Genomic DNA, 17,926 nt, shown 5'->3' with positions numbered 1-17,926 from the left:
AATGCTCATCCGGTATGGCTGCGGCGACAAATGGTTCCCGGAGCCCCGGCATGGACATCACTCCGACCCGCTTGAACACGCTGATCAATGAGGCGCTCACCCCGCAGGCGGTGCTCTCGCCCAAGGCCGATCCGGCGACGGCGGCTTTGATCAAGACGCTGGTCCAGCCGCCGGTGCTATCAATGGTGCAGGCGGCGCAAATCGCGGCCCAGTCGCTGCCAAGCGCGCTGCCGCGCCCTTCAGCTCAGGCATCGCCACGCCTGTCGTCCTCCGAGGTCGAGGACGCTTACCGGGCCGTCATGGAGCCCGATGCCGCCTCAGGCGATGCGCCGGCAAGACCTTCGACAGGCAGGGCGGCGACGGATACAGATCAGGCACCGCGCGGCTTCGCCCCGCCACCGGCAGCGGTCATCGACACCACGCCGAGCCCCGCGGTCACTCCGCCATTGTCCACATTTTCGCCGACCGTCGCTTCCGCCGCGATGCTGGTCGCGGCCAACGCCAACGCGCCGCGGCCTCGCGGCGCCGCGGTTCGTCCGGCTGGTCACGCGCCGCGATCCGATTCTGTTGCGGTATCGCTCTGGACAATTTCGGTCGTCACGGCAATCGTCTCGGCCGTGACCGCCACCATCATGGTTCTGTTGCTTCGATAAGCCCGCTCAGACGCCGTCCTGAAGGAAAGCCTCGAGCTTTTCCGGAGCAAGCCCTGCCTGTTCGGCAATGCGCCTGGCAAGGTCCGCCGCCGCCGCGCGCGGCCGGCCGACCGGGCGGTCCATCCAATAAGACACCGGATTGAGCGCAGAGCGCTCGTCGACGGCAACGATGCGGCCGGATTGGAGCTGGTCTGCCGTCAGCGGCGGCCGCGCCAGCGCGATGCCCAACCCATGCGCGGCCGCATCGAGCACCAGATTATAGTCCTCGAAACGCCGGTCCTGCGGACGCGGGCGATAGTCCATGCCCTGCGCCGCGAGCCAGGCGCGCCAGGCGGACGCGTCGGAATCGTTGATCAGCGGGAATTTCAGCAGCCGGGCAGGGTCGCCTCGTCCGATCTCTTTCGCCAGCCCCGGCGAGGCGATCGGGAAAATATGCTCCTCGAACAGCTGCACCGAGACGCGGCCCGGAATGCGGCCGCGCCCGCAGCGCACCGAAAGGTCGATGCCTTCGTCGGCGAGATCGGCCTGGCGGTTGTCGACGTCGAGCACGATGCGCAGCTTGGTCGGATGGTTCTCCAGCGCGGCCATGCGCGGCATTAGCCATAGCCCGCTCACCGACGGGATCGAGGCCAGCCGCACCACGGCGGTGCCGCGCGGCTCGACCCAGCGGTCGGAGTTGAACGAGATCAGCGCGAAGGCCTCGGCGGTCCTCAAATGCAGCCGGTTGCCCTCGATCGTCAGCGTCACGCCACGCGCGTTGCGCTCGAACACTTTCAAGCCAAGCCAGTCTTCCAGCTTGGCGATCTGGCGGCTTACCGCGCCATGGGTGAGGTTGAGTTTTTCGGCTGCCGCGGAAAAACTCCCTGTTCGCGCCGCCGCATCGAAAGCACGCAGGGTTTCCAGAGGCAATATCTGGTCAGAGCTGTGATCCATGGTCACAGCTGACCCTCGAATTGGTCGTTTGTCAATCGGCCGGCAATAGCGTTTTCTGCATCCATGACGCAGAAGGACGAGGCTACGGCAATGAGCGCTTACACCGGCACGTTGAATGAGACACAGCGCATGGACACCGCGGCCGCAATCGCGGTGACGCTGACGGTCATCGGCTGGGCCTCGGCTTTCCCGGCGATCCGCGCCGGCCTTGCCGCCTTCCAGCCGCTGGAGCTCGGCGCGCTGCGCTTTGCCATCGCGGCGGTTCCGGCCGCCATCTTCCTCGCGGTGAAGCGCCCGGCACTGCCCCGGATGGGCGAGCTGTGGCGCTTCGGCTTCGGCGGCGCCATCTTCGTCGCGCTCTACACCGCCACGCTCAATTTCGGCGAGCTCACCGTCTCGGCGGGCGCGGCCGGCTTCATCATCAATGTCAGCCCGATCTTCACCGCAATCATGGCGATGGCACTGCTCGGCGAGCGCTTCTCGCGTCTGGCGTGGCTCGGCACGGTCATTTCCTTCGCCGGCATCGGCATCATCGCGGTGGCCGACGGGCACGGCCTTCATTTCAACGCCGGCGCGCTGCTGGTGCTGGGCTCCGCGCTCTGCTCCGCCGTCAACACCATTGTGCAAAAGCCGCTCTTTGCTCGCCATCATCCGCTGACTATTTCCGCTTCCAACATGGTGCTCGGCGCGCTCTGCCTGTCACCCTTCCTGCCGGAAGCGTTTTCGCAGGCGGCGGTCGCCGACACCGCCGGTCTTGGCGCCGTCATCTATCTCGGCATCGTGCCCTCGTTGATCGCCTATGCCGCCTGGGCGACCGCGCTGTCGCGCCTGCCTGCCGCGCGCGCCTCGAACTTCCTCTACCTCGTCTCGCCGACCTCCGCCTTGATCGGCTTCTTCTGGCTAGGCGAAGTGCCATCGCTGCTCGGCATCCTGGGCGGCGCGCTGGCGCTGGGTGGCGTGATCGTGGTGAATTTCAAGCGGTAGACCGGTGGATTGAAGACTTTTCCTGACTCAAGAAAAGAGCCGCTTCCAGCGGCTCTTTTCTTGCCCCTCATCCGGCCGCTACGCGGCCATCTTCTCCCCGTCGGGGAGAAGAGATTGGCGCCGGCGCCGAAAGTCTCCTCTCCCCGCCGGGGAGAGGTCAGCCGAGCGAAGCGGAGGCTGGGTGAGGGGCCTTGGCGCACGCTCACCGCCTCCCGAACAGCCGCTCGATATCGGCGAGCTTGAGCTCGATATAGGTCGGGCGGCCATGGTTGCAGGTGCCGGAGCCGGGCGTCGCCTCCATCTGCCGCAGCAGCGCGTTCATCTCCTCGGCCTTGAGCAGCCGGCCCGAGCGCACCGAGCCATGGCAGGCCATGGTGGCGGCTATTCTGTCCAGTCGATCCTTCAGCGTCTCGACCGTGTCGTTGTCGGCGATCTCGTCGGCGAGGTCGCGCACCAGCTGCTGCACATTGGTTTCGCCCAGCATCGAGGGCGTCTCGCGCACCGCCACCGCACCGGGACCGAAGCGCTCGAGGCCCAGGCCGAATTTGGCGAGCGTCTCGGAATGCATCGCCAGTCGCTCGGCATCCTCTTCCGGCAGGTCGACGATCTCGGGCAAGAGCAGCATCTGCGACGGCACGGCGCGCGAATGCAGCGCATTCTTCAGCGCCTCGTAGACCAGCCGCTCATGCGCGGCATGCTGGTCGACGATGACGAGCGAATCCCGCGTCTGGGCGACGATATAGTTCTCATGCACCTGCGCGCGCGCCGCGCCCAGCACCGTGCCGAGCAGCGCCTCAGTCGGCTCGGCCATGCCGGCGCGGACATCGGCGCTGGCGAGCGGCCCGGTGTCGAAGGCCGCCTGCTCGTTCTCGGCGAAGCCGTTTCGTGGCGCTCGTGCTTCGCCCATGTCGAGCGGCCGCTGCGCCGAGCGCAACGGGTCGAACCCTCCGGAGGCGGAAGCGTGATAAGCGGCCTCGTAGCTGCGATGGCCGTTGGCCGGGCCGGGATGCGAGTAGGGCGCCGCGCCCGGCCGGAATGCCGCCATCATGCCGGCGGCGCCCGTCGTCGCCGCGCGGATGCCGGCGCCGGCCAGCGCCTCGCGGATGGCGCCGACGATCAGCCCGCGCACCAGGCCGGGGTCGCGGAAGCGCACATCGGCCTTGGCGGGATGGACATTGACATCGACCGTCGAGGGATCGAGCGACAGGAAGAGCACCGTCACCGCGTGCCGGTCTCGCGGCAGCACGTCGGCGAAGGCGCCGCGAATCGCGCCGGCGATCAGCTTGTCGCGCACCGGCCGTCCATTGACATAGGCATATTGCTGCAGCGCATTGGCGCGCGTGTAGGACGGGATCGAGACGTGGCCGGCAAGGTGAACTCCCTCCCGCGCGGCATCGATGGCAATGGCATTGTCCGGGAAATCCTTGCCCATCACTTGCGCGACGCGGGCAAGCCGGCCCTCCGGCGTGTCGCTGGTTGCCGGCAGTTCCAGCGTCGAGCGGTCGGCACCGGCAAGCGTGAAGCGGACAGCGGGAAAGGCGATGGCGATGCGCTTCACCACGTCGCTGGTGGCCGAGCTTTCGGCGCGCTCGCCCTTCATGAATTTCAGCCTGGCCGGCGTGGCGAAGAAAAGGTCGCGCACCTCGACCGTGGTGCCGCGGTTTGCCGCCGCCGGCTTCACCGCCGAGACGCGCCCGCCGTCGATGCCGATCTCGGCCGCGCTGTCGCCGCCAGCCGTGCGCGAGCGGATCGACAGCCGCGCCACCGAGCCGATCGAAGGCAGCGCCTCGCCGCGGAAGCCGAGCGAGCGGATGTCGTGGATGCTGTCGGAAAGCTTTGAGGTGCAGTGGCGCGCTATCGCCAGAGCGAGTTCCTGTTCGGGAATGCCCGAGCCGTCATCGGTGACGCGGATCAGGTTCAGTCCGCCACCCGCCGTGACGATTTCGACGCGCGAGGCTCCTGCGTCGAGCGCATTCTCGACCAGTTCCTTCACCACGCTCGCCGGACGCTCGATGACCTCGCCGGCGGCGATCTGGTTGATCATCGTTTCGGAAAGCTGGCGGATGGGCATCAGGCGATTATAGCCGGATTCGGACGGCGTGGGGGAGTGGCACGATGAAGTTGGCAACAGTTAACGCCGCGATCCTTCGCGCCCCCCTCTGTCCCCCACGAGGGGGGAGATTGGCAGCTTCGCCGGTGGCGCTTCCCTTGCAACGTTGGAGATTGGCTAAGGTCGGCGCGAAATCTGATCTCCCCCTCGTGGGGGAGATGGCCGGCAGGCCAGAGGGGGGCGCTGTCCTTCCAGCGTTGCCTGCATCGCCGAACGAATGCAAATCTAAGCCTGTGCCACCAGCCAGTCCCTGACCCTGCGAGCATTCTCGCTGAGGTCGCGGTTCTTCGGCCAGATGACGTGGAAGCCGATGCCGGTCCGCATGACATGATCGGTCACCGGCACCAGCAGTCCTGATGCCACCAGACGCTCTACCAGATGCCGCCATCCGAGCGAGATGCCTTGTCCCTCCATCACCGCCTGGATCACCAGCGCATAATCGTTGATGCGCAGGCCGCGCTCGGCATTGCGCAGGCTGGTTCCGGCCGACGCGAACCATTCGTCCCAGTTCGGCGCCTCGCGATAGGGTTCCTCGAGATGGATCAGCCGGTGCGTTGCCAGTTCCTCGACCGTCTTCGGCTTGCCGAATTTGGCGAGGTAGCTCGGCCCCGCGACCGGCAAGATCTCCTCGTCGGAGAGCGACAGCGAGTGGTAGTCCGGCCAGTCGCGCGGCACCCCGCCGCGCACGCCGAGCGGAATCCCTTCGGCGATGATGTCGAGGTCGCGGTCGGCGGTCTGGATGCGCAGATCGATACCCGGCAGCTCGTCGCGGAACTGCTGCAGGCGCGGCATCATCCAGAACGAGCCGAAAGCGGTCGAGGCGGCTAACGTCACATGCCCGCCGGTCGCCTGCAGGCGCAGGTCCTCCGCCGACTTGCGGATATGCGACAGGCCGAGCGAGACGTCGGCATGGAAGCGCTCGCCGGCTTCCGTCAGAAGCACCTGGCGGTGGCGCCGCTGGAAGAGCTTGGCGCCGAGCTGCTCCTCCAGCCCGCGCACGGCATAGGAAACGGCGGCCTGCGTCATGCCGAGCTCGCGCCCAGCGGCGGTGAAGCTCGACAGCCGCCCGGCGGCTTCGAAGACGATGAGGCTGCCGGCCGAGGGCAGGAGGTGGCGCAGGCTTCGCATAAGGTGAACTTATACAGAAGATCAGGATTTTCCAGCGTCACAGCCATATTTTGCCTCGCTAACGTGAGTGGCGGGAAGAAGGAGCCTCCATGAACGCACCGGCCGTTGAATTGACCGAACAGACCCACCGCCGCGGCGGTGGCCGTCTTGGCCGCAAGGCGCTGAGAAGCGCGCCGATCGCGTCCTTCCCCACCCTTGTGCGCAAGATCCCCGCCTATGAGATCGTGCCCGACGAGGCGGTGGAGCTGATCCACGAGGAATCGCTCAAGATCCTCGAGGAGGTGGGCTGCGAATTCCGCGACGACGGGGCGATAGAGCTCTGGAAAGCGGCCGGCGCCGATGTCAGGCAAACGCGCGTCCGCATCGACCGCGCGCTCTTGATGGAACTCGTCTCGAAAGTTCCGCCTGAGTTCACGCTCAACGCGCGCAATCCGGAGCGCACCGTGCGCGTCGGCGGCAAGAACTCGATCTTCGTGCCGATGTATGGCGCTCCCTATATCCGCGACCTCGACAACAAGCGCCGTTACGGCACGCTCGCCGACCTCAACAATTTCCACAAGATGGCCTACATGGCGCCGGCGCTGCATTCGTCGAGCTCGGTCATCTGCGAGCCGATGGAAATCGCGGTGCCGAAGCGGCATCTCCACATCATCCATTCGGCGCTGAAACATTCCGACAAGCCGTTCATGGGCATCGTGACGTCGAAGGAGCGCGCCGAGGACACGATGGCGATGGCTGGCATCGTCTTCGGGGAGGACTTCGTGCGCGACAACCCTGTGCTGGTGGCGATCACCAACTGCAATTCGCCGCTGGTCTGGGACGCCACCATGATCGACGCCATGCGGGTCTATGCGAGCCACAACCAGCCGCTGATCCTGGCGCCTTTCGCGCTATGCGGCGCCTCGACCTCGGCCTCCGCCGTCGGCGCGGTGGCGCAGGTCAACGCCGAGGCGCTTGCCGGCGTGGCTTTGACCCAGCTCATCCGGCCCGGCTCGCCGCAGCTCTACGGCCAGTTCATGGTCACCGTCGACATGAAGACCGGCGCGCCGATGGGCGGCACGCCGGAAGCCGCGCAGATGATGTATCTGATGGGCGCCCTGGCCAGAAAATACAAGCTGCCGTGGCGCACCTCCGGCTTCCATGTCGGCTCCAAGCTCAACGACGCCCAGGCCGGCTATGAGGCGAACATGCTGATGCATGCCGCGATCCTTTCCGGCGCCAATTACATCTGGCATTCCGCCGGCTGGCTGGAGGCGGGCCTCACCTGCGGCTATTCGAAATTCGCCACCGACTGCGAGCAGCTCGTCGGCTGGTACAAATATGCCGGCGGCGTTCCCTTCGACGATTTCAAGGAAGCGATGGCGGCAATCCGCGAGGTCGGTCCGCAAGGGCATTTCCTCGGCACGCAGCACACGCTCGAGCATTTCGAGAGCGCCTTCTTCATGCCCAACATCATGGACTTCAATTCCTTCGAGCAGTGGAGCGCCGAAGGCGCCAAGGATCATGACACGCGCGGCCGCGAAAAGGCGCGCGCCATGCTGGCCGACTACCAGGAGCCGAAACTCGACGAGGGCATTGCCGAGGGTCTCGCGGATTTGATCGCGCGGCGTGAGGAAAAGCTGCCGGACAGCGTTAGTTGATGGATATCAACGACAGTTGAAACCAACCGGGCGAAGACCTGAAGAAATCAATGGGAGAACGAGAATGACACTTTTCAGAAGCAATGGCGACCGGGTCCCGGCCGCTATCGAGGCGATGGCCGAGGAGGCGCGGGCGGGTCGTGTCGACCGGCGCGAATTCCTGGCCCTGGCAAGCGCCTTCGGCGCATCGACGGCTTTCGCCTATGGCATGCTCGGCCTTGCCGCGCCGACCAAGGCCCTAGCCGACGAGCCCAAGAAGGGCGGTACGCTGCATGTCGCGATGTCCGTCAAGGCGCAGAAGGATCCGCGCACCTATGACTGGACTGAGATGGCGAACGTCACCCGCACGTGGCTGGAGCCGCTGGTGCGCTACACGCATCAGTTCACTTTCGAGCCGGTGCTGCTTGAAAGCTGGGACGTCAATGACGACGCCACCGAATACACGCTGCATCTGCGCAAGGGCGTGACCTGGAACAATGGCGATGCCTTCAACGCCGATGACGTGGTTTTCAATCTGAACCGCTGGTGCGAGAAGGCCGCTTCCGGCAATTCCATGGCGGCTCGTGTCGGCGCGTTGATCGACGCCAAGACCGGCAAGGCCAAGGACGGCGCGATCACCAAGGTCGACGACCATACGGTCAAGCTGAAGCTCAACGAAGCCGACATCGCCATCATCCCCGGCCTCACCGACTATCCCGCCCTGGTCGTGCACCGCGACTTCGACAAGGACGGCGCCGACCCGATCAAGAAGCCGATCGGCACCGGAGCTTTCGAGCTGGTGTCCTATTCGGTTGGTCAGAAGGCGGTCGTCAAGCGCCGCGAGAACGGCAAGTGGTGGGGCGGCGAAGCGCCGCTCGACGGGGTGGAATTCATCGACTACGGCACCGACTTCAACGCCACGCTCAACGCCTTCGATTCCGGCGAGATCGACCTCGACTTCGAAACGCCGGCCGATTTCATCGACCCGCTCGACAAGATGGACCTGGTGAAGTCGGAGGTCGCGACGGCGACCACGCTGGTCGCCCGCACCAACATCACGCACAAGCCCTATGACGACAAGCGGGTGCGCAATGCGCTGCAGATGGCGGTCGACAACAACCAGGTGATGCAGCTCGGCTACAATGGCCGCGGCACGGTCGGCGAGAACCATCATGTCGCCCCGATTCATCCCGAATACTACCCGCTGCCCAAGAAGGAGCGCGACGCCGCCGGCGCCAAGAAGCTGATGGCGGAGGCAGGCCAGGCCGATTTCGAGCATGAGCTGATCACCGTCGAGGACGAATGGCAGAAGAACACCGGCGATGCGATTGCCGGCCAGTTGCGCGACGCCGGCATCAAGGTGAAGCGCACGGTACTGCCCGGCTCGACCTTCTGGAACGACTGGACGAAATATCCCTATTCGATGACCATCTGGTACATGCGCCCGCTCGGCGTACAGGTGCTGGCGCTCGGCTACCGCACCGGCGAGGCCTGGAACGAGACGGCCTATTCCAACCCCGAGTTCGACGCCAAGCTCAAGGAGGCGCTGTCGCAGATCGACGTCGCCAAGCGCAAAGAGGTGATGAAGGATGTCGAGCAGATCCTGCAGGATTCCGGCGTCATCATCCAGCCCTTCTGGCAGAAGCTCTACTGCCACATGAACAAGAAGGTGAAGAACTATTCGATGCACCAGACCTACGAAATGGACTTCCAGAACGTCTGGCTGGATGCCTGAGCGCGCCTGGACTTCATGAGCCGCAAAAAAGCCGGTATGCAGGATGCGTGGTGGCTATCTCGCCGCCACGCACCGAACCTCGGAGATCCTGCATGAAGCCGATAGTGCTTGCCGCTGCCATGTCGATTGCCTTGCCCGGCGCCGTGCTTGCCGGGCCGGCTTCCAACACTGTGAAGTTCTTCTATGTGCCGGAAGTGAGGTTCGAGGCGGACGCCAAATACCGCGACCGCTTCACCGAGCCGGTGACCAAGCTGTTCGAAGCCAACGACAAGGCGCAGAAGGAGAAGCCCGACGAGGTGTCCTGCATCGACTTCGACCCCGGCCTCGACGCCCAGGACTTCGATCAGAAGACCCTGTCGAAGACGCTGAAGCTCACCGAGGCCGTCAATGGCGACACCGCCGAGGTGACGGCAAGCTTCAATCTTTTTCCGGAAGGCGATGACTCCAAACGCGAAATGGTGTGGTCGCTGAAGAAAGTGGACGGCAAGTGGAAGATCGCCGATATCACCTCAAAGACCAGCGACTGGAAGCTCAGCGCGCTGGAATGCGGCGCCTCGACGGAGTGACGCCGTGCTTCGCTGGTTCGTCCTCGTGCTGTCGAGCTTGTCGATGCTGGCCGCGGGGCTGGATGGCGGAGCCTCGGCGCAGGCGCTCTTCGGCTCGCCGCCCCCGAACGCGTCTTCAGGCGACAAAGCGCCAGCGGATAATAGTTCGCCGCCAGCGGTCGACAAGTCGCCGCCTGCCGCGGCGCCGGAAGGCAAGCCGGCCGAACCGGCGCCCGTCGCACCTGTCCTGCCCGGATCGCCGACCGCGGTGGTGAAGCCGTTCTACGAACATGTCGGGCTGGAACTCGACCCTTCTCAGCGCAAGAACTTCATCGATCCGGCGAAAACCGTGCTCGACAAGAGCGATGCGCTACGCGTCTCGGGGCAGGGCGAGTGCCTCGACCCCAACATGGCGCTCGACAATGCAGATTACGACAAGCTCGCCATCGACCGGAGCCTGCGCACCATCGAAGCCGTCAATGGCGACGAGGCCAAGGTGGTCGTCGCCTTCGTCGTCGAAGGCCATCAGCATCGCTTGGAATGGAAGCTGAAGAAGGTCGGCGGCGCCTGGAAGGTCTCCGACCTTCTGTCGGTCACCGGCGAATGGGCGCTCAGCCAATATCAGTGCGAATGATAATGGTTATTGAAGATCAGGGCTGGCGTTCCTTCGCGCGCTGTCTCGCCAGCCTTTCGCAGCAGATCTCAACCGCGCCCGCGATAAGGCGCAACGCCGGTATCCGGCAGCCAGGCGTCCTTGGGCGGCGCGCCGGTCTGCCAGAAGACGTCGATCGGGATGCCGCCGCGCGGGAACCAGTAGCCGCCGACGCGCAGCCAGAGCGGCTTGGTCGCCTCCACAATGCGGCGGCCGATCATCACAGTGCACTCCTCATGGAAGGCGCCGTGGTTGCGGAACGAGGTCATGAACAATTTCAGCGACTTCGATTCCACCAGCGTCCGGTCTGGCGCGTAGTCGATGACGATGTGGGCGAAGTCGGGCTGGCCGGTGACCGGGCACAGCGAGGTGAATTCGGGGCAGGTGAAGCGCACGATCGCCGGCGGGCCGTCGCCGCGCTGGAACGGCACGGTCTCCAGGACCGCCTGTTCGGGGCTCTGTGGCGTCTCGACGTGCTTGCCGAGCTGGGTGAGGTTCTTGGCGTCGGTCATGGTGGCTCCTTGCTGCCGCAAGCCAATCGGGCGCGGCTTTTGGCGGCTCCTTAACACAATTGAAATGGCAGGAAGAAGATGACCAGCAACGACCCGCTTCTCCAACCCTATCAGCTCAAGCACCTGACGCTGAAGAACCGGGTGATGTCGACCAGCCATGAGCCCGCCTACTCCGAGGACGGCATGCCGAAGGAGCGCTACCGGCTCTACCATGCCGAGAAAGCCAAGGGCGGCATGGCGCTTACCATGACGGCGGGCTCGGCGATCGTCTCGCGCGACAGCCCGGCCGCCTTCGGCAACCTGCATGTCTATGACGACAGGATCGTGCCGTGGTTGGCCGAACTCGCCGATGCCTGCCATGAACATGACTGCAAGGTAATGATCCAGATCACTCATCTCGGCCGTCGCACCGGCTGGAACAAGGCCGACTGGCTGCCGGTGCTGTCGGCCTCGCCGGTGCGCGAGCCGGCGCATCGCGCCTTCCCGAAGACCATCGAGGAGTGGGACATCGAGCGCATCGTCGCCGACTATGCCGCGGCCGCGCAGCGCTGCCAGGCAGCCGGGCTCGACGGCATCGAGTTCGAATCCTACGGACATCTGATGGACGGCTTCTGGTCGCCGCTCACCAACCATCGCGACGACGAGTTCGGCGGCTCGCTCGACAACCGGCTGCGCTTCACCGACATGGTGCTCGACGCCGTGCGCGCCGCGGTCGGTAAAGAATTCATCGTCGGCATCCGCATGGTCGCCGACGAGGACGTCGAAAAGGGCATTTCGAAGGAAGTTGGCGTCGAGATCGCCAGGCGCTTGGCCTCATCCGGCAAGGTCGATTTTCTCAACATCATCCGCGGCACGATCGAGACCGATGCGTCGCTGACCAAGGTCATCCCGGTGGCCGGCATGCGGTCCTCGCCGCATCTCGATTTCGCCGGCGAGGTGAGGGCGGCGACGAAGTTCCCGACCTTCCATGCGGCGCGCATTTCCGATGTCGCCACGGCCCGCCACGCCATCGCCACCGGCAAGCTCGACATGGTCGGCATGACCCGCGCCCATATCGCCGATCCGCATATCGTCCTGAAGGTGATGGAGGGTCGCGAGCACGAGATCCGGCCTTGCGTCGGCGCCACCTATTGCCTCGACCGCATCTATGAGGGCGGCGAGGCGCTTTGCGTCCACAATGCGGCGACCGGCCGCGAGGCGACCATTCCGCATATCATCGCGAAGAGCGAAGGACCGAAGAAGATTGTTGTGGTGGTGGGCGCTGGCGCCGGCGGTCTGGAGGCCGCCCGCGTCGCGGCCGAACGCGGTCATCAGGTGACGGTGCTCGAGGCCTCCAGCCAGGCAGGCGGCCAGGTGAGGCTCGCAACCCAGAATCCACGCCGCAAGGAACTGATCGGCATTATCGACTGGCGATTGGCCGAGCTCGACCGCCTTGGTGTCGAGATCCGCTACGACACCTGGGCCGAGAAGGACGATGTGCTGGCGCTGGCGCCGGATGTGGTGATCGTGGCGACCGGTGGGATGCCGCAGAACCCGCCGCTGACGGCCGGCGACAATCTGGTGACCTCGAGCTGGGACATCATGGCCGGGAGCGTCAAGCCGACCGAGAATGTCCTGCTTTACGACGACAATGGCGGCCATCAGGGCATGGGCGCCGCCGAGCTCATCGCCAACAGCGGCTCGAAGCTGGAACTGGTTTCGCCCGAGCGCTTCTTCGCGCCGGAAATGGGCGGCATGAACCACGTGCCCTATATGCGCGCCTTCCACGAGAAGGGCGTCACCGTCACCATCAACACCCGCCTGCGCTCGGTGCGGCGCGAGGGCAATCAGCTCGTCGCCGAGCTGGCGTCGGACTTCGCCGACGGCTGGCGCGGCGAGCGGCGCGTCGACCAGGTGGTGGTCGAGCACGGCACCGTGCCGCTCGACGATCTTTATCTGTCGCTCAAACCCCTGTCGAAGAATGGCGGTGCCGTCGATTATGAGCGGCTGGTGAGCGGCGGCGACATCTTCCCCGCTCGCAATGCCGAAGGTGGTTTCGTGATGTTTCGCATCGGCGACGCGGTCGCCTCGCGCAACATCCACGCCGCCATCTATGACGGCATCCGGTTCGGGATCAGGATCTGAGGGTTGTGACGCGCAACGGACCTTTGCAAGGAGAGCCACCTGCCGCTTTGGTCCGTTGCGCGCCGCGCCCGGTCGGTTTGCCGGCCGTGCGATGTCAAAACAGCTTGGCAGACGCCATGCAAAACACGGTGATGACCAGCAGCCCGCCGGCAATGCGTTCGCCTCTGGTCATCTTCGCCCGCAGCTGGGTTTGCGTCGCCTGATCGGCACCGGCCAGCTGTCTGCTGGCGGAGGCGACAAGCGCGCCCTGCACGCCGGCGGCGACCAGCGCCGTCAAAATGCCCAGCGCCAGCACCTTCTCCATCGGGCCGAAAGCCCCCTCGTGGAAGAAATACCAAAGCAGTATGCCGGTCAGGAACGCCAGGCCGGAGGCGCCGAGCTGCGGTCGGATGAAGCGCTCCGCCTTGATCTCCGGATCGCGTGCAACCGCAATGGTTGTGCCGGCCCAGAACACGCCGGCCATGACGTGCAGACCGATGGTGACGATATAGACATATTGCATGACCGCATTCCTCTCTGCCGCCCGCCGCGCGTCGCAGCATGTCGACGCCATCAATAAGACAAAGTTAGATATCTAACGGTTAGATGTCAATCATGAAGCCAGGTTTCATGTTCCAATCGCTTTGCTCTACTGTCAGGTCATGACACCGTTTGACCGTCCGCCCGTCGGCATGACTCTGGCTCGCACCTCGAAAGTGGTGGCGCAGGCTTTCGACGCCGCGATGGTCGAGGCCGGCGGAACGCTGCCGGTCTGGGTGACTTTGCTGTCGGTCAAGTCGAAGGAACTGGCGAACCAGCGCGAGCTTGCCGGCATGATCGGTATCCAGGGCGCGACGCTTACCCATCACCTCAACGGTATGGAGGCGCAAGGGTTGCTGACACGCCGCCGCGATCCGGAAAACCGCAGGGTCCATCAAGTGGCGCTGACCGAGGCCGGCGAAGCGCTGTTCGAAAAGTTGCGCCTCGCGGCGGTCGCCTTCGACAAGCGTCTGCGGGCTGGCATCCCCGATGACAAGCTCGCCGAATTCACCAAGGTGCTTGCGGCGCTTAGGCGCAACGCCGAGCTGCCTCAGTCGTAACCCGTGATCGCGCCGAAGGCGTAGTGGCGCAGTTTGAGCGCCGCGATCAACGCCGTCAGTTTCGCCTTGCCGTCAAAAGCGTCCTGGAACATTTCGTCATGCATGAGCAGGATCAGCTTGTTCGGCTTGGCGAAATGGCCATACCCGAACAGATGGTCGATCTCGCTGACCAGATGGTCGACGCTCTGCACCGGCTTGCCGCTGTCTTCATGCACCCATTCGTGGTCCCAGCCGTAGAGCCAGAAGCCGGAGGCCGCGACGAATTCGTAGTCCGGATCCTCGCGCCCCGCCTCCGCCAGCCCGAGCGAATTGTCGTCCTTCGAGTAATTGGGCAGCCGGAAAACGTCGCGTCCCGGTAGCCGCGCATGCACTGCCGGCTTGAGGCCGAGCACGACATTGGCCCTGAGCATATCGGCGACAACACCTTCGGTATCGCCGTAAAAATGCCGGTAGTGATTGTAGGCATGGCTGTAGCTGTGATTGCCGATCGTCACCAGCGGCGTCGATTTTGCCCGTTGCAGCAACGCCCGGCTGGTTGCGTTCGCCTCGGCATGCATGCCGACCATGAACAGCGTCGCCGGCACCTGCTCGGCTTGCAGCACGTCGAGGATGTTGCTGGTGCCGTTCAGCGGACCGTCGTCGAAAGTGAGGTAAATGGTGCGATCGGCGGCCACTGCCGGCGATGCGACAAGCAGCAGCAACAGGTGAAATAGGAGCCGCATCCGTGAAACCCGGTGGCAATCCCAGCAAGCCGCCATGCTCGAACCGGTCTGTCAAGCTTGCTGACGTGCCGAAGCGCCCTGAAATTCTGGCCAGACCGAGTCGAGAATCACGGCGTCCGAGAACCAGAAGTAGAGCGTAGTTAAGTTATGTGAGACCGGATGCGCAGGAAGCCTGCAATGGTGTCTTAGTTTGAAATTTGGATCAACCTGCAGATCATGAAATAGACTGCTACATGAGCCGCTTCGAACATCGCTAGTGTAGCGACAAAAGCTCCGGCAAAAGCAAATAAAGGGTACCACGAGGGCGACTCGTCGCCTTCGTTGAGAACTGCGAAAACTTGCTTCCAAGTGGCCAGAAAGCGAACTCCGGTCCACACCGCAGCCCATACCAGGACGAATTCAAGGGAAAAGCCCCGGGCGGCAAAATAAATTGGGCCAACGAGCGACACCAGTGGAACAAGAAGATTCATTCAGTTGGGCGCTTATTATGGGGATCACGCCTACCCGGCTTGGGCGCAACAGCGTTCAGGCACGTGAAGCAAGCCTGAATATCGGTGCATCTCAAGCCAAGCTGCCGTGCAGCACCTTCAGCTTCGCCTTCTTCGGGCTGCGCGCCAAAAGCCATTCGCGCGCTTTGTCCTGCGGCATCGGGAAGGCGATGGAATAGCCTTGCACTTGGTCGCACCCGATCGCCATCAGCGAGTCGAGCTCGGCCTCGGTTTCGGCGCCCTCGGCGACGATCGAGATGCCCAGCCCCCGCGCAAGCTCGGTGATGGCGCGTACGATCTTGGAGTTGTCGCCGTTCTCGTTGATGTTCTGGACGAAGCGGCGGTCGATCTTGAGCCGGTCGATCTCATTGGGGTTGACGTGGCTGAGCGAGGCATAGCCGGTGCCGAAGTCGTCAAGCTCGAGATGCACGCCGGCGGCGCGGATGTGGCGCAGCTTCGCGGCGATCCCGGTCTTCTCGTCATCGAGGATGACGGATTCCACGATCTCCAGCGCCAGCTTCTGTGGGGGCAGCCCGGCCCGCTCCAGCGTGCCGAACAGGAAGGCGTCGAAATCGGGCTCGCGCAGCTCCGTGCCCGAGACGTTGACGGCGAGGCGTCCGAAATCGATGCCGGCGCGGTTCCATTCGGCAGCTTCCTCGATCGCCTTGGCGATGACGATGCGGCCGATATCCGGCATGAAGCCGCATTTCTCGGCGACGGGAATGAATTCGCCGGGCGAGATCATGCCGCGCGTCGCGTGCTTCCAGCGCACCAGCGCCTCGATGCCGCTGATCTTGCCGCTGGTAAGCGATACCTGCGGCTGGAAATAGACCTCAAAACTCTTGTTGGCGATCGCCGTGCGGATGTCCTGTTCGAGCTGCTTGCGATAGTCGAGCTCGCGGCGCAGTTCCTCGGAGAAGAAGGAGAAGTTGCCGCCGCCGAGCTTCTTGGCGGAATAGAGTGCAAGATCGGCATGGACGAGCAGGTCCTGCGCGTTGTCGGCGTCGACCGGATAGACTGCGATGCCGGCGCTGGCGCCGGGCATGATGGTCGTGCCCTGGAACGTGATCGGCTCGTTGATCTCGCCGAGAATGCGCTTGGCCAGCGCATGGATGTCCTCGGTGCTGCCGGCGCCGTTGAGGATCATGACGAATTCGTCGCCGCCGAGCCGCGCGCACAGATCCGATGCGCGGCAGGAATCGCGCATGCGCTGCGCGGTCACCACCAGCACGTAGTCGCCGGCGGCATGGCCAAGCGTGTCATTGATCTGCTTGAAGCGGTCGAGATCGAGCTGGATCACCGCCAGGCGCTCGCGGCGGCGGTGCGCGCCCTTGATCAGCGTTTCGAAATGGTCGGTGAGGAAGGTGCGATTGTGCAGCCCGGTCAGGCCGTCATGCACGGCGATGAAGGCCATCGAGTTGCGCGCGTCGACCAGCTCGCGCGTCTTGCGCAGGATGGCGTTGGACATCGGCCGGAAGATGAACAGCGCGACCAGCACGATGACGCCGAGGGTGGCGAAGAACAGCGTGCGGTGCAGGCTGAGCAATTGACCGGAGCGTTCGTCGGCAAAGGCGCTGATGCGCTGGCCGAGCGCGGCATAGCCGGACAAGGTCGCATTGGCGACGGAGGCGTCGAGGCCGGCGCGCTCGGTGCCGCCCTTGTAGCCGTCGCTTTGCATGCCGAGTTGGGATCCGAAGGACGAGGCCAGTCGCTCTCCGTTGGCCACCAGGCCGACGGAGAAATAGTCGAGATGGAACGGCTTGCTGAACAGCACGTATTCGATCGACTTGGGATCGTTGCGCGCCGGCGACAGCGGATCGGCGCCGGTCTCGGTGAGCAGCCGGTCGTAATTGGTCTCGAACTCGCCGGTCGCCTGCTTGAGCGCGGTCACCAGCGCCGGCTGCTTGTCGCGCGAGGCGGCACCCGTGGCGCTGGCCAGGAAGACGATGCGCTGCGACAGCGCCTTCTGCGTCGAGACGATGTCGAGCAGTGCGTCGTTATGTTGCTGCTGCGCCATCAACTGCTGCAGAAGAATGAACGACGCCACCACCATGGCGGCGATGATCGTCAGCGCCAGCCAATAGCCGGTCTTGATGAGCAGGATCAGCGTGCGTGAAACGCTCTGCACTGGCTGCTGCGACATAACTGGGTGACCCCTCCGGTCGACGGATTCCTGCCAAGGATTCGTGGCGGGTAAATGCTTGCCTTGAAAGGGTTAACAGGTCGGCAAGGGGGAGCGGCGGCTGTCATGGCGGTTCGACAATGCTTGCAAGATGGTTATCACGTCCTTTCTCGCACCCCGTTTTTTTGATCGTATTGCCGCCCCGCCATCGCAGGGATTGCGACCGGGCTTTCGCAGCGCCACCGAAGCGGTCGCTTTTGCGATGGATTTTTCGTGCCCGTAGCGCGACAGTCCGGCCTCGAACCGAACAGGGCCGGACCATGAGCAAAGCATTCCTTTCCCATATCGACAGCGAGCTTCAAGGCCTGAAATCGGCCGGACTCTACAAGTCCGAGCGGGTGATCTCCTCGATGCAATCCGCCGAGATCGAGGTCGGCGGCGAAAAGGTGCTGAATTTCTGCGCCAACAACTATCTCGGCCTCGCCGACAGCCCGGATTTGCGCGATGCGGCAAAGCACGC

Annotated in this window: 16 protein-coding genes and 1 pseudogene; 9 read left to right on the top strand and 8 right to left on the bottom strand. The window is 64.3% G+C overall.

Annotation, left to right across the window (positions count from 1 at the left end):
- The first annotated feature begins 50 nt into the window (after positions 1–50).
- Positions 51–653, top strand: coding sequence for a hypothetical protein (locus FJ980_RS09955; RefSeq protein ID WP_140542730.1), 603 nt, complete (start codon positions 51–53; stop codon positions 651–653).
- Between the two features lie 6 nt (positions 654–659).
- Here FJ980_RS09955 and FJ980_RS09950 read toward each other — a convergent pair whose 3' ends face one another.
- Positions 660–1,586, bottom strand: coding sequence for a LysR substrate-binding domain-containing protein (locus FJ980_RS09950; RefSeq protein ID WP_140542729.1), 927 nt, complete (start codon positions 1,584–1,586; stop codon positions 660–662).
- A 90-nt stretch (positions 1,587–1,676) separates the two neighbouring features.
- On the opposite strand from FJ980_RS09950, the gene FJ980_RS09945 reads away from it, so the two are divergent.
- Positions 1,677–2,570, top strand: a complete 894-nt coding sequence (locus tag FJ980_RS09945; RefSeq protein WP_140542728.1) for an EamA family transporter — start codon at positions 1,677–1,679, stop codon at positions 2,568–2,570.
- Positions 2,571–2,772: 202 nt separating this feature from the next.
- Here the strand turns inward: FJ980_RS09945 and mutL are convergent, their stop codons facing one another.
- Together mutL and FJ980_RS09935 are read right to left on the bottom strand one after the other, a co-directional pair.
- A complete protein-coding gene (mutL, locus tag FJ980_RS09940; RefSeq protein ID WP_140542727.1) occupies positions 2,773–4,641 on the bottom strand; it encodes a DNA mismatch repair endonuclease MutL in 1,869 nt (622 codons plus the stop codon).
- A gap of 264 nt (positions 4,642–4,905) precedes the next feature.
- The gene (locus tag FJ980_RS09935) at positions 4,906–5,808 is read right to left on the bottom strand and encodes a LysR substrate-binding domain-containing protein (RefSeq protein ID WP_140542726.1); all 903 of its coding nucleotides are present in this window, start codon (positions 5,806–5,808) and stop codon (positions 4,906–4,908) included.
- Positions 5,809–5,897: 89 nt separating this feature from the next.
- Here FJ980_RS09935 and FJ980_RS09930 point away from each other — a divergent pair, with 89 nt between their 5' ends.
- The 4 genes from FJ980_RS09930 to FJ980_RS09915 all read left to right on the top strand — a co-directional run bounded on the left by FJ980_RS09930 (position 5,898) and on the right by FJ980_RS09915 (position 10,341).
- Positions 5,898–7,448, top strand: a complete 1,551-nt coding sequence (locus tag FJ980_RS09930; protein ID WP_140542725.1) for a trimethylamine methyltransferase family protein — start codon at positions 5,898–5,900, stop codon at positions 7,446–7,448.
- Between the two features lie 64 nt (positions 7,449–7,512).
- A complete protein-coding gene (locus FJ980_RS09925) occupies positions 7,513–9,162 on the top strand; it encodes an ABC transporter substrate-binding protein (protein WP_140542724.1) in 1,650 nt (549 codons plus the stop codon).
- Between the two features lie 92 nt (positions 9,163–9,254).
- The gene (locus FJ980_RS09920) at positions 9,255–9,728 is read left to right on the top strand and encodes a DUF3828 domain-containing protein (protein ID WP_140542723.1); all 474 of its coding nucleotides are present in this window, start codon (positions 9,255–9,257) and stop codon (positions 9,726–9,728) included.
- A 4-nt stretch (positions 9,729–9,732) separates the two neighbouring features.
- The gene (locus FJ980_RS09915) at positions 9,733–10,341 is read left to right on the top strand and encodes a hypothetical protein (protein WP_246676378.1); all 609 of its coding nucleotides are present in this window, start codon (positions 9,733–9,735) and stop codon (positions 10,339–10,341) included.
- 68 nt (positions 10,342–10,409) lie between these two features.
- Here FJ980_RS09915 and queF read toward each other — a convergent pair whose 3' ends face one another.
- Positions 10,410–10,871, bottom strand: coding sequence for a preQ(1) synthase (gene queF, locus FJ980_RS09910; RefSeq protein WP_126083116.1), 462 nt, complete (start codon positions 10,869–10,871; stop codon positions 10,410–10,412).
- A 78-nt stretch (positions 10,872–10,949) separates the two neighbouring features.
- On the opposite strand from queF, the gene FJ980_RS09905 reads away from it, so the two are divergent.
- On the top strand, positions 10,950–12,995 hold the full coding sequence (locus FJ980_RS09905; protein ID WP_140542722.1) for an NADH:flavin oxidoreductase: 2,046 nt from the start codon (positions 10,950–10,952) through the stop codon (positions 12,993–12,995).
- Between the two features lie 94 nt (positions 12,996–13,089).
- Here the strand turns inward: FJ980_RS09905 and FJ980_RS09900 are convergent, their stop codons facing one another.
- Positions 13,090–13,497: a hypothetical protein gene (locus tag FJ980_RS09900; RefSeq protein WP_140542721.1), complete on the bottom strand. Its 408-nt coding sequence runs from the start codon at positions 13,495–13,497 to the stop codon at positions 13,090–13,092.
- Positions 13,498–13,636: 139 nt separating this feature from the next.
- On the opposite strand from FJ980_RS09900, the gene FJ980_RS09895 reads away from it, so the two are divergent.
- Positions 13,637–14,074 carry a MarR family winged helix-turn-helix transcriptional regulator gene (locus tag FJ980_RS09895; RefSeq protein WP_140542720.1) on the top strand — a complete coding sequence of 146 codons (438 nt, stop codon included), beginning with the start codon at positions 13,637–13,639 and terminating at the stop codon, positions 14,072–14,074.
- On the opposite strand, the gene FJ980_RS09890 is transcribed toward FJ980_RS09895, so the two are convergent.
- From FJ980_RS09890 to FJ980_RS09880, 3 genes are all read right to left on the bottom strand, one after another.
- Complete coding sequence (locus tag FJ980_RS09890; RefSeq protein WP_140542719.1) at positions 14,065–14,796, bottom strand: polysaccharide deacetylase family protein; 732 nt, start codon at positions 14,794–14,796, stop codon at positions 14,065–14,067. The two genes, FJ980_RS09895 and FJ980_RS09890, sit on opposite strands and share 10 nt — an antisense overlap.
- A gap of 185 nt (positions 14,797–14,981) precedes the next feature.
- The gene (locus tag FJ980_RS09885) at positions 14,982–15,266 is read right to left on the bottom strand and encodes a hypothetical protein (protein ID WP_140542718.1); all 285 of its coding nucleotides are present in this window, start codon (positions 15,264–15,266) and stop codon (positions 14,982–14,984) included.
- A gap of 91 nt (positions 15,267–15,357) precedes the next feature.
- A complete protein-coding gene (locus tag FJ980_RS09880) occupies positions 15,358–17,427 on the bottom strand; it encodes an EAL domain-containing protein (RefSeq protein WP_140542717.1) in 2,070 nt (689 codons plus the stop codon).
- A gap of 299 nt (positions 17,428–17,726) precedes the next feature.
- Between FJ980_RS09880 and FJ980_RS09875 the strand changes: the two are divergent.
- Positions 17,727–17,926, top strand: a pseudogene (locus FJ980_RS09875) (glycine C-acetyltransferase); the annotation flags it as partial.

This window comes from Mesorhizobium sp. B1-1-5 (assembly GCF_006443065.1).
Taxonomy (GTDB): Bacteria; Pseudomonadota; Alphaproteobacteria; order Rhizobiales; family Rhizobiaceae; genus Mesorhizobium.
This window is presented reverse-complemented; position numbering and strand designations above follow the sequence as displayed.

Excerpts from the sequence above, each read along its gene's own strand:
- queF (WP_126083116.1), bottom strand. The coding sequence starts at position 10,871 with ATGACCGACGCCAAGAACCTCACCCAGCTCGGCAAGCACGTCGAGACG.
- FJ980_RS09930 (WP_140542725.1), top strand. The coding sequence starts at position 5,898 with ATGAACGCACCGGCCGTTGAATTGACCGAACAGACCCACCGCCGCGGC.
- FJ980_RS09895 (WP_140542720.1), top strand. The coding sequence starts at position 13,637 with ATGACACCGTTTGACCGTCCGCCCGTCGGCATGACTCTGGCTCGCACC.
- FJ980_RS09950 (WP_140542729.1), bottom strand. The coding sequence starts at position 1,586 with ATGGATCACAGCTCTGACCAGATATTGCCTCTGGAAACCCTGCGTGCT.
- FJ980_RS09905 (WP_140542722.1), top strand. The coding sequence starts at position 10,950 with ATGACCAGCAACGACCCGCTTCTCCAACCCTATCAGCTCAAGCACCTG.
- FJ980_RS09900 (WP_140542721.1), bottom strand. The coding sequence starts at position 13,497 with ATGCAATATGTCTATATCGTCACCATCGGTCTGCACGTCATGGCCGGC.
- mutL (WP_140542727.1), bottom strand. The coding sequence starts at position 4,641 with ATGCCCATCCGCCAGCTTTCCGAAACGATGATCAACCAGATCGCCGCC.
- FJ980_RS09925 (WP_140542724.1), top strand. The coding sequence starts at position 7,513 with ATGACACTTTTCAGAAGCAATGGCGACCGGGTCCCGGCCGCTATCGAG.
- FJ980_RS09945 (WP_140542728.1), top strand. The coding sequence starts at position 1,677 with ATGAGCGCTTACACCGGCACGTTGAATGAGACACAGCGCATGGACACC.
- FJ980_RS09885 (WP_140542718.1), bottom strand. The coding sequence starts at position 15,266 with ATGAATCTTCTTGTTCCACTGGTGTCGCTCGTTGGCCCAATTTATTTT.
- FJ980_RS09920 (WP_140542723.1), top strand. The coding sequence starts at position 9,255 with ATGAAGCCGATAGTGCTTGCCGCTGCCATGTCGATTGCCTTGCCCGGC.
- FJ980_RS09880 (WP_140542717.1), bottom strand. The coding sequence starts at position 17,427 with ATGTCGCAGCAGCCAGTGCAGAGCGTTTCACGCACGCTGATCCTGCTC.
- FJ980_RS09955 (WP_140542730.1), top strand. The coding sequence starts at position 51 with ATGGACATCACTCCGACCCGCTTGAACACGCTGATCAATGAGGCGCTC.
- FJ980_RS09890 (WP_140542719.1), bottom strand. The coding sequence starts at position 14,796 with ATGCGGCTCCTATTTCACCTGTTGCTGCTGCTTGTCGCATCGCCGGCA.
- FJ980_RS09935 (WP_140542726.1), bottom strand. The coding sequence starts at position 5,808 with ATGCGAAGCCTGCGCCACCTCCTGCCCTCGGCCGGCAGCCTCATCGTC.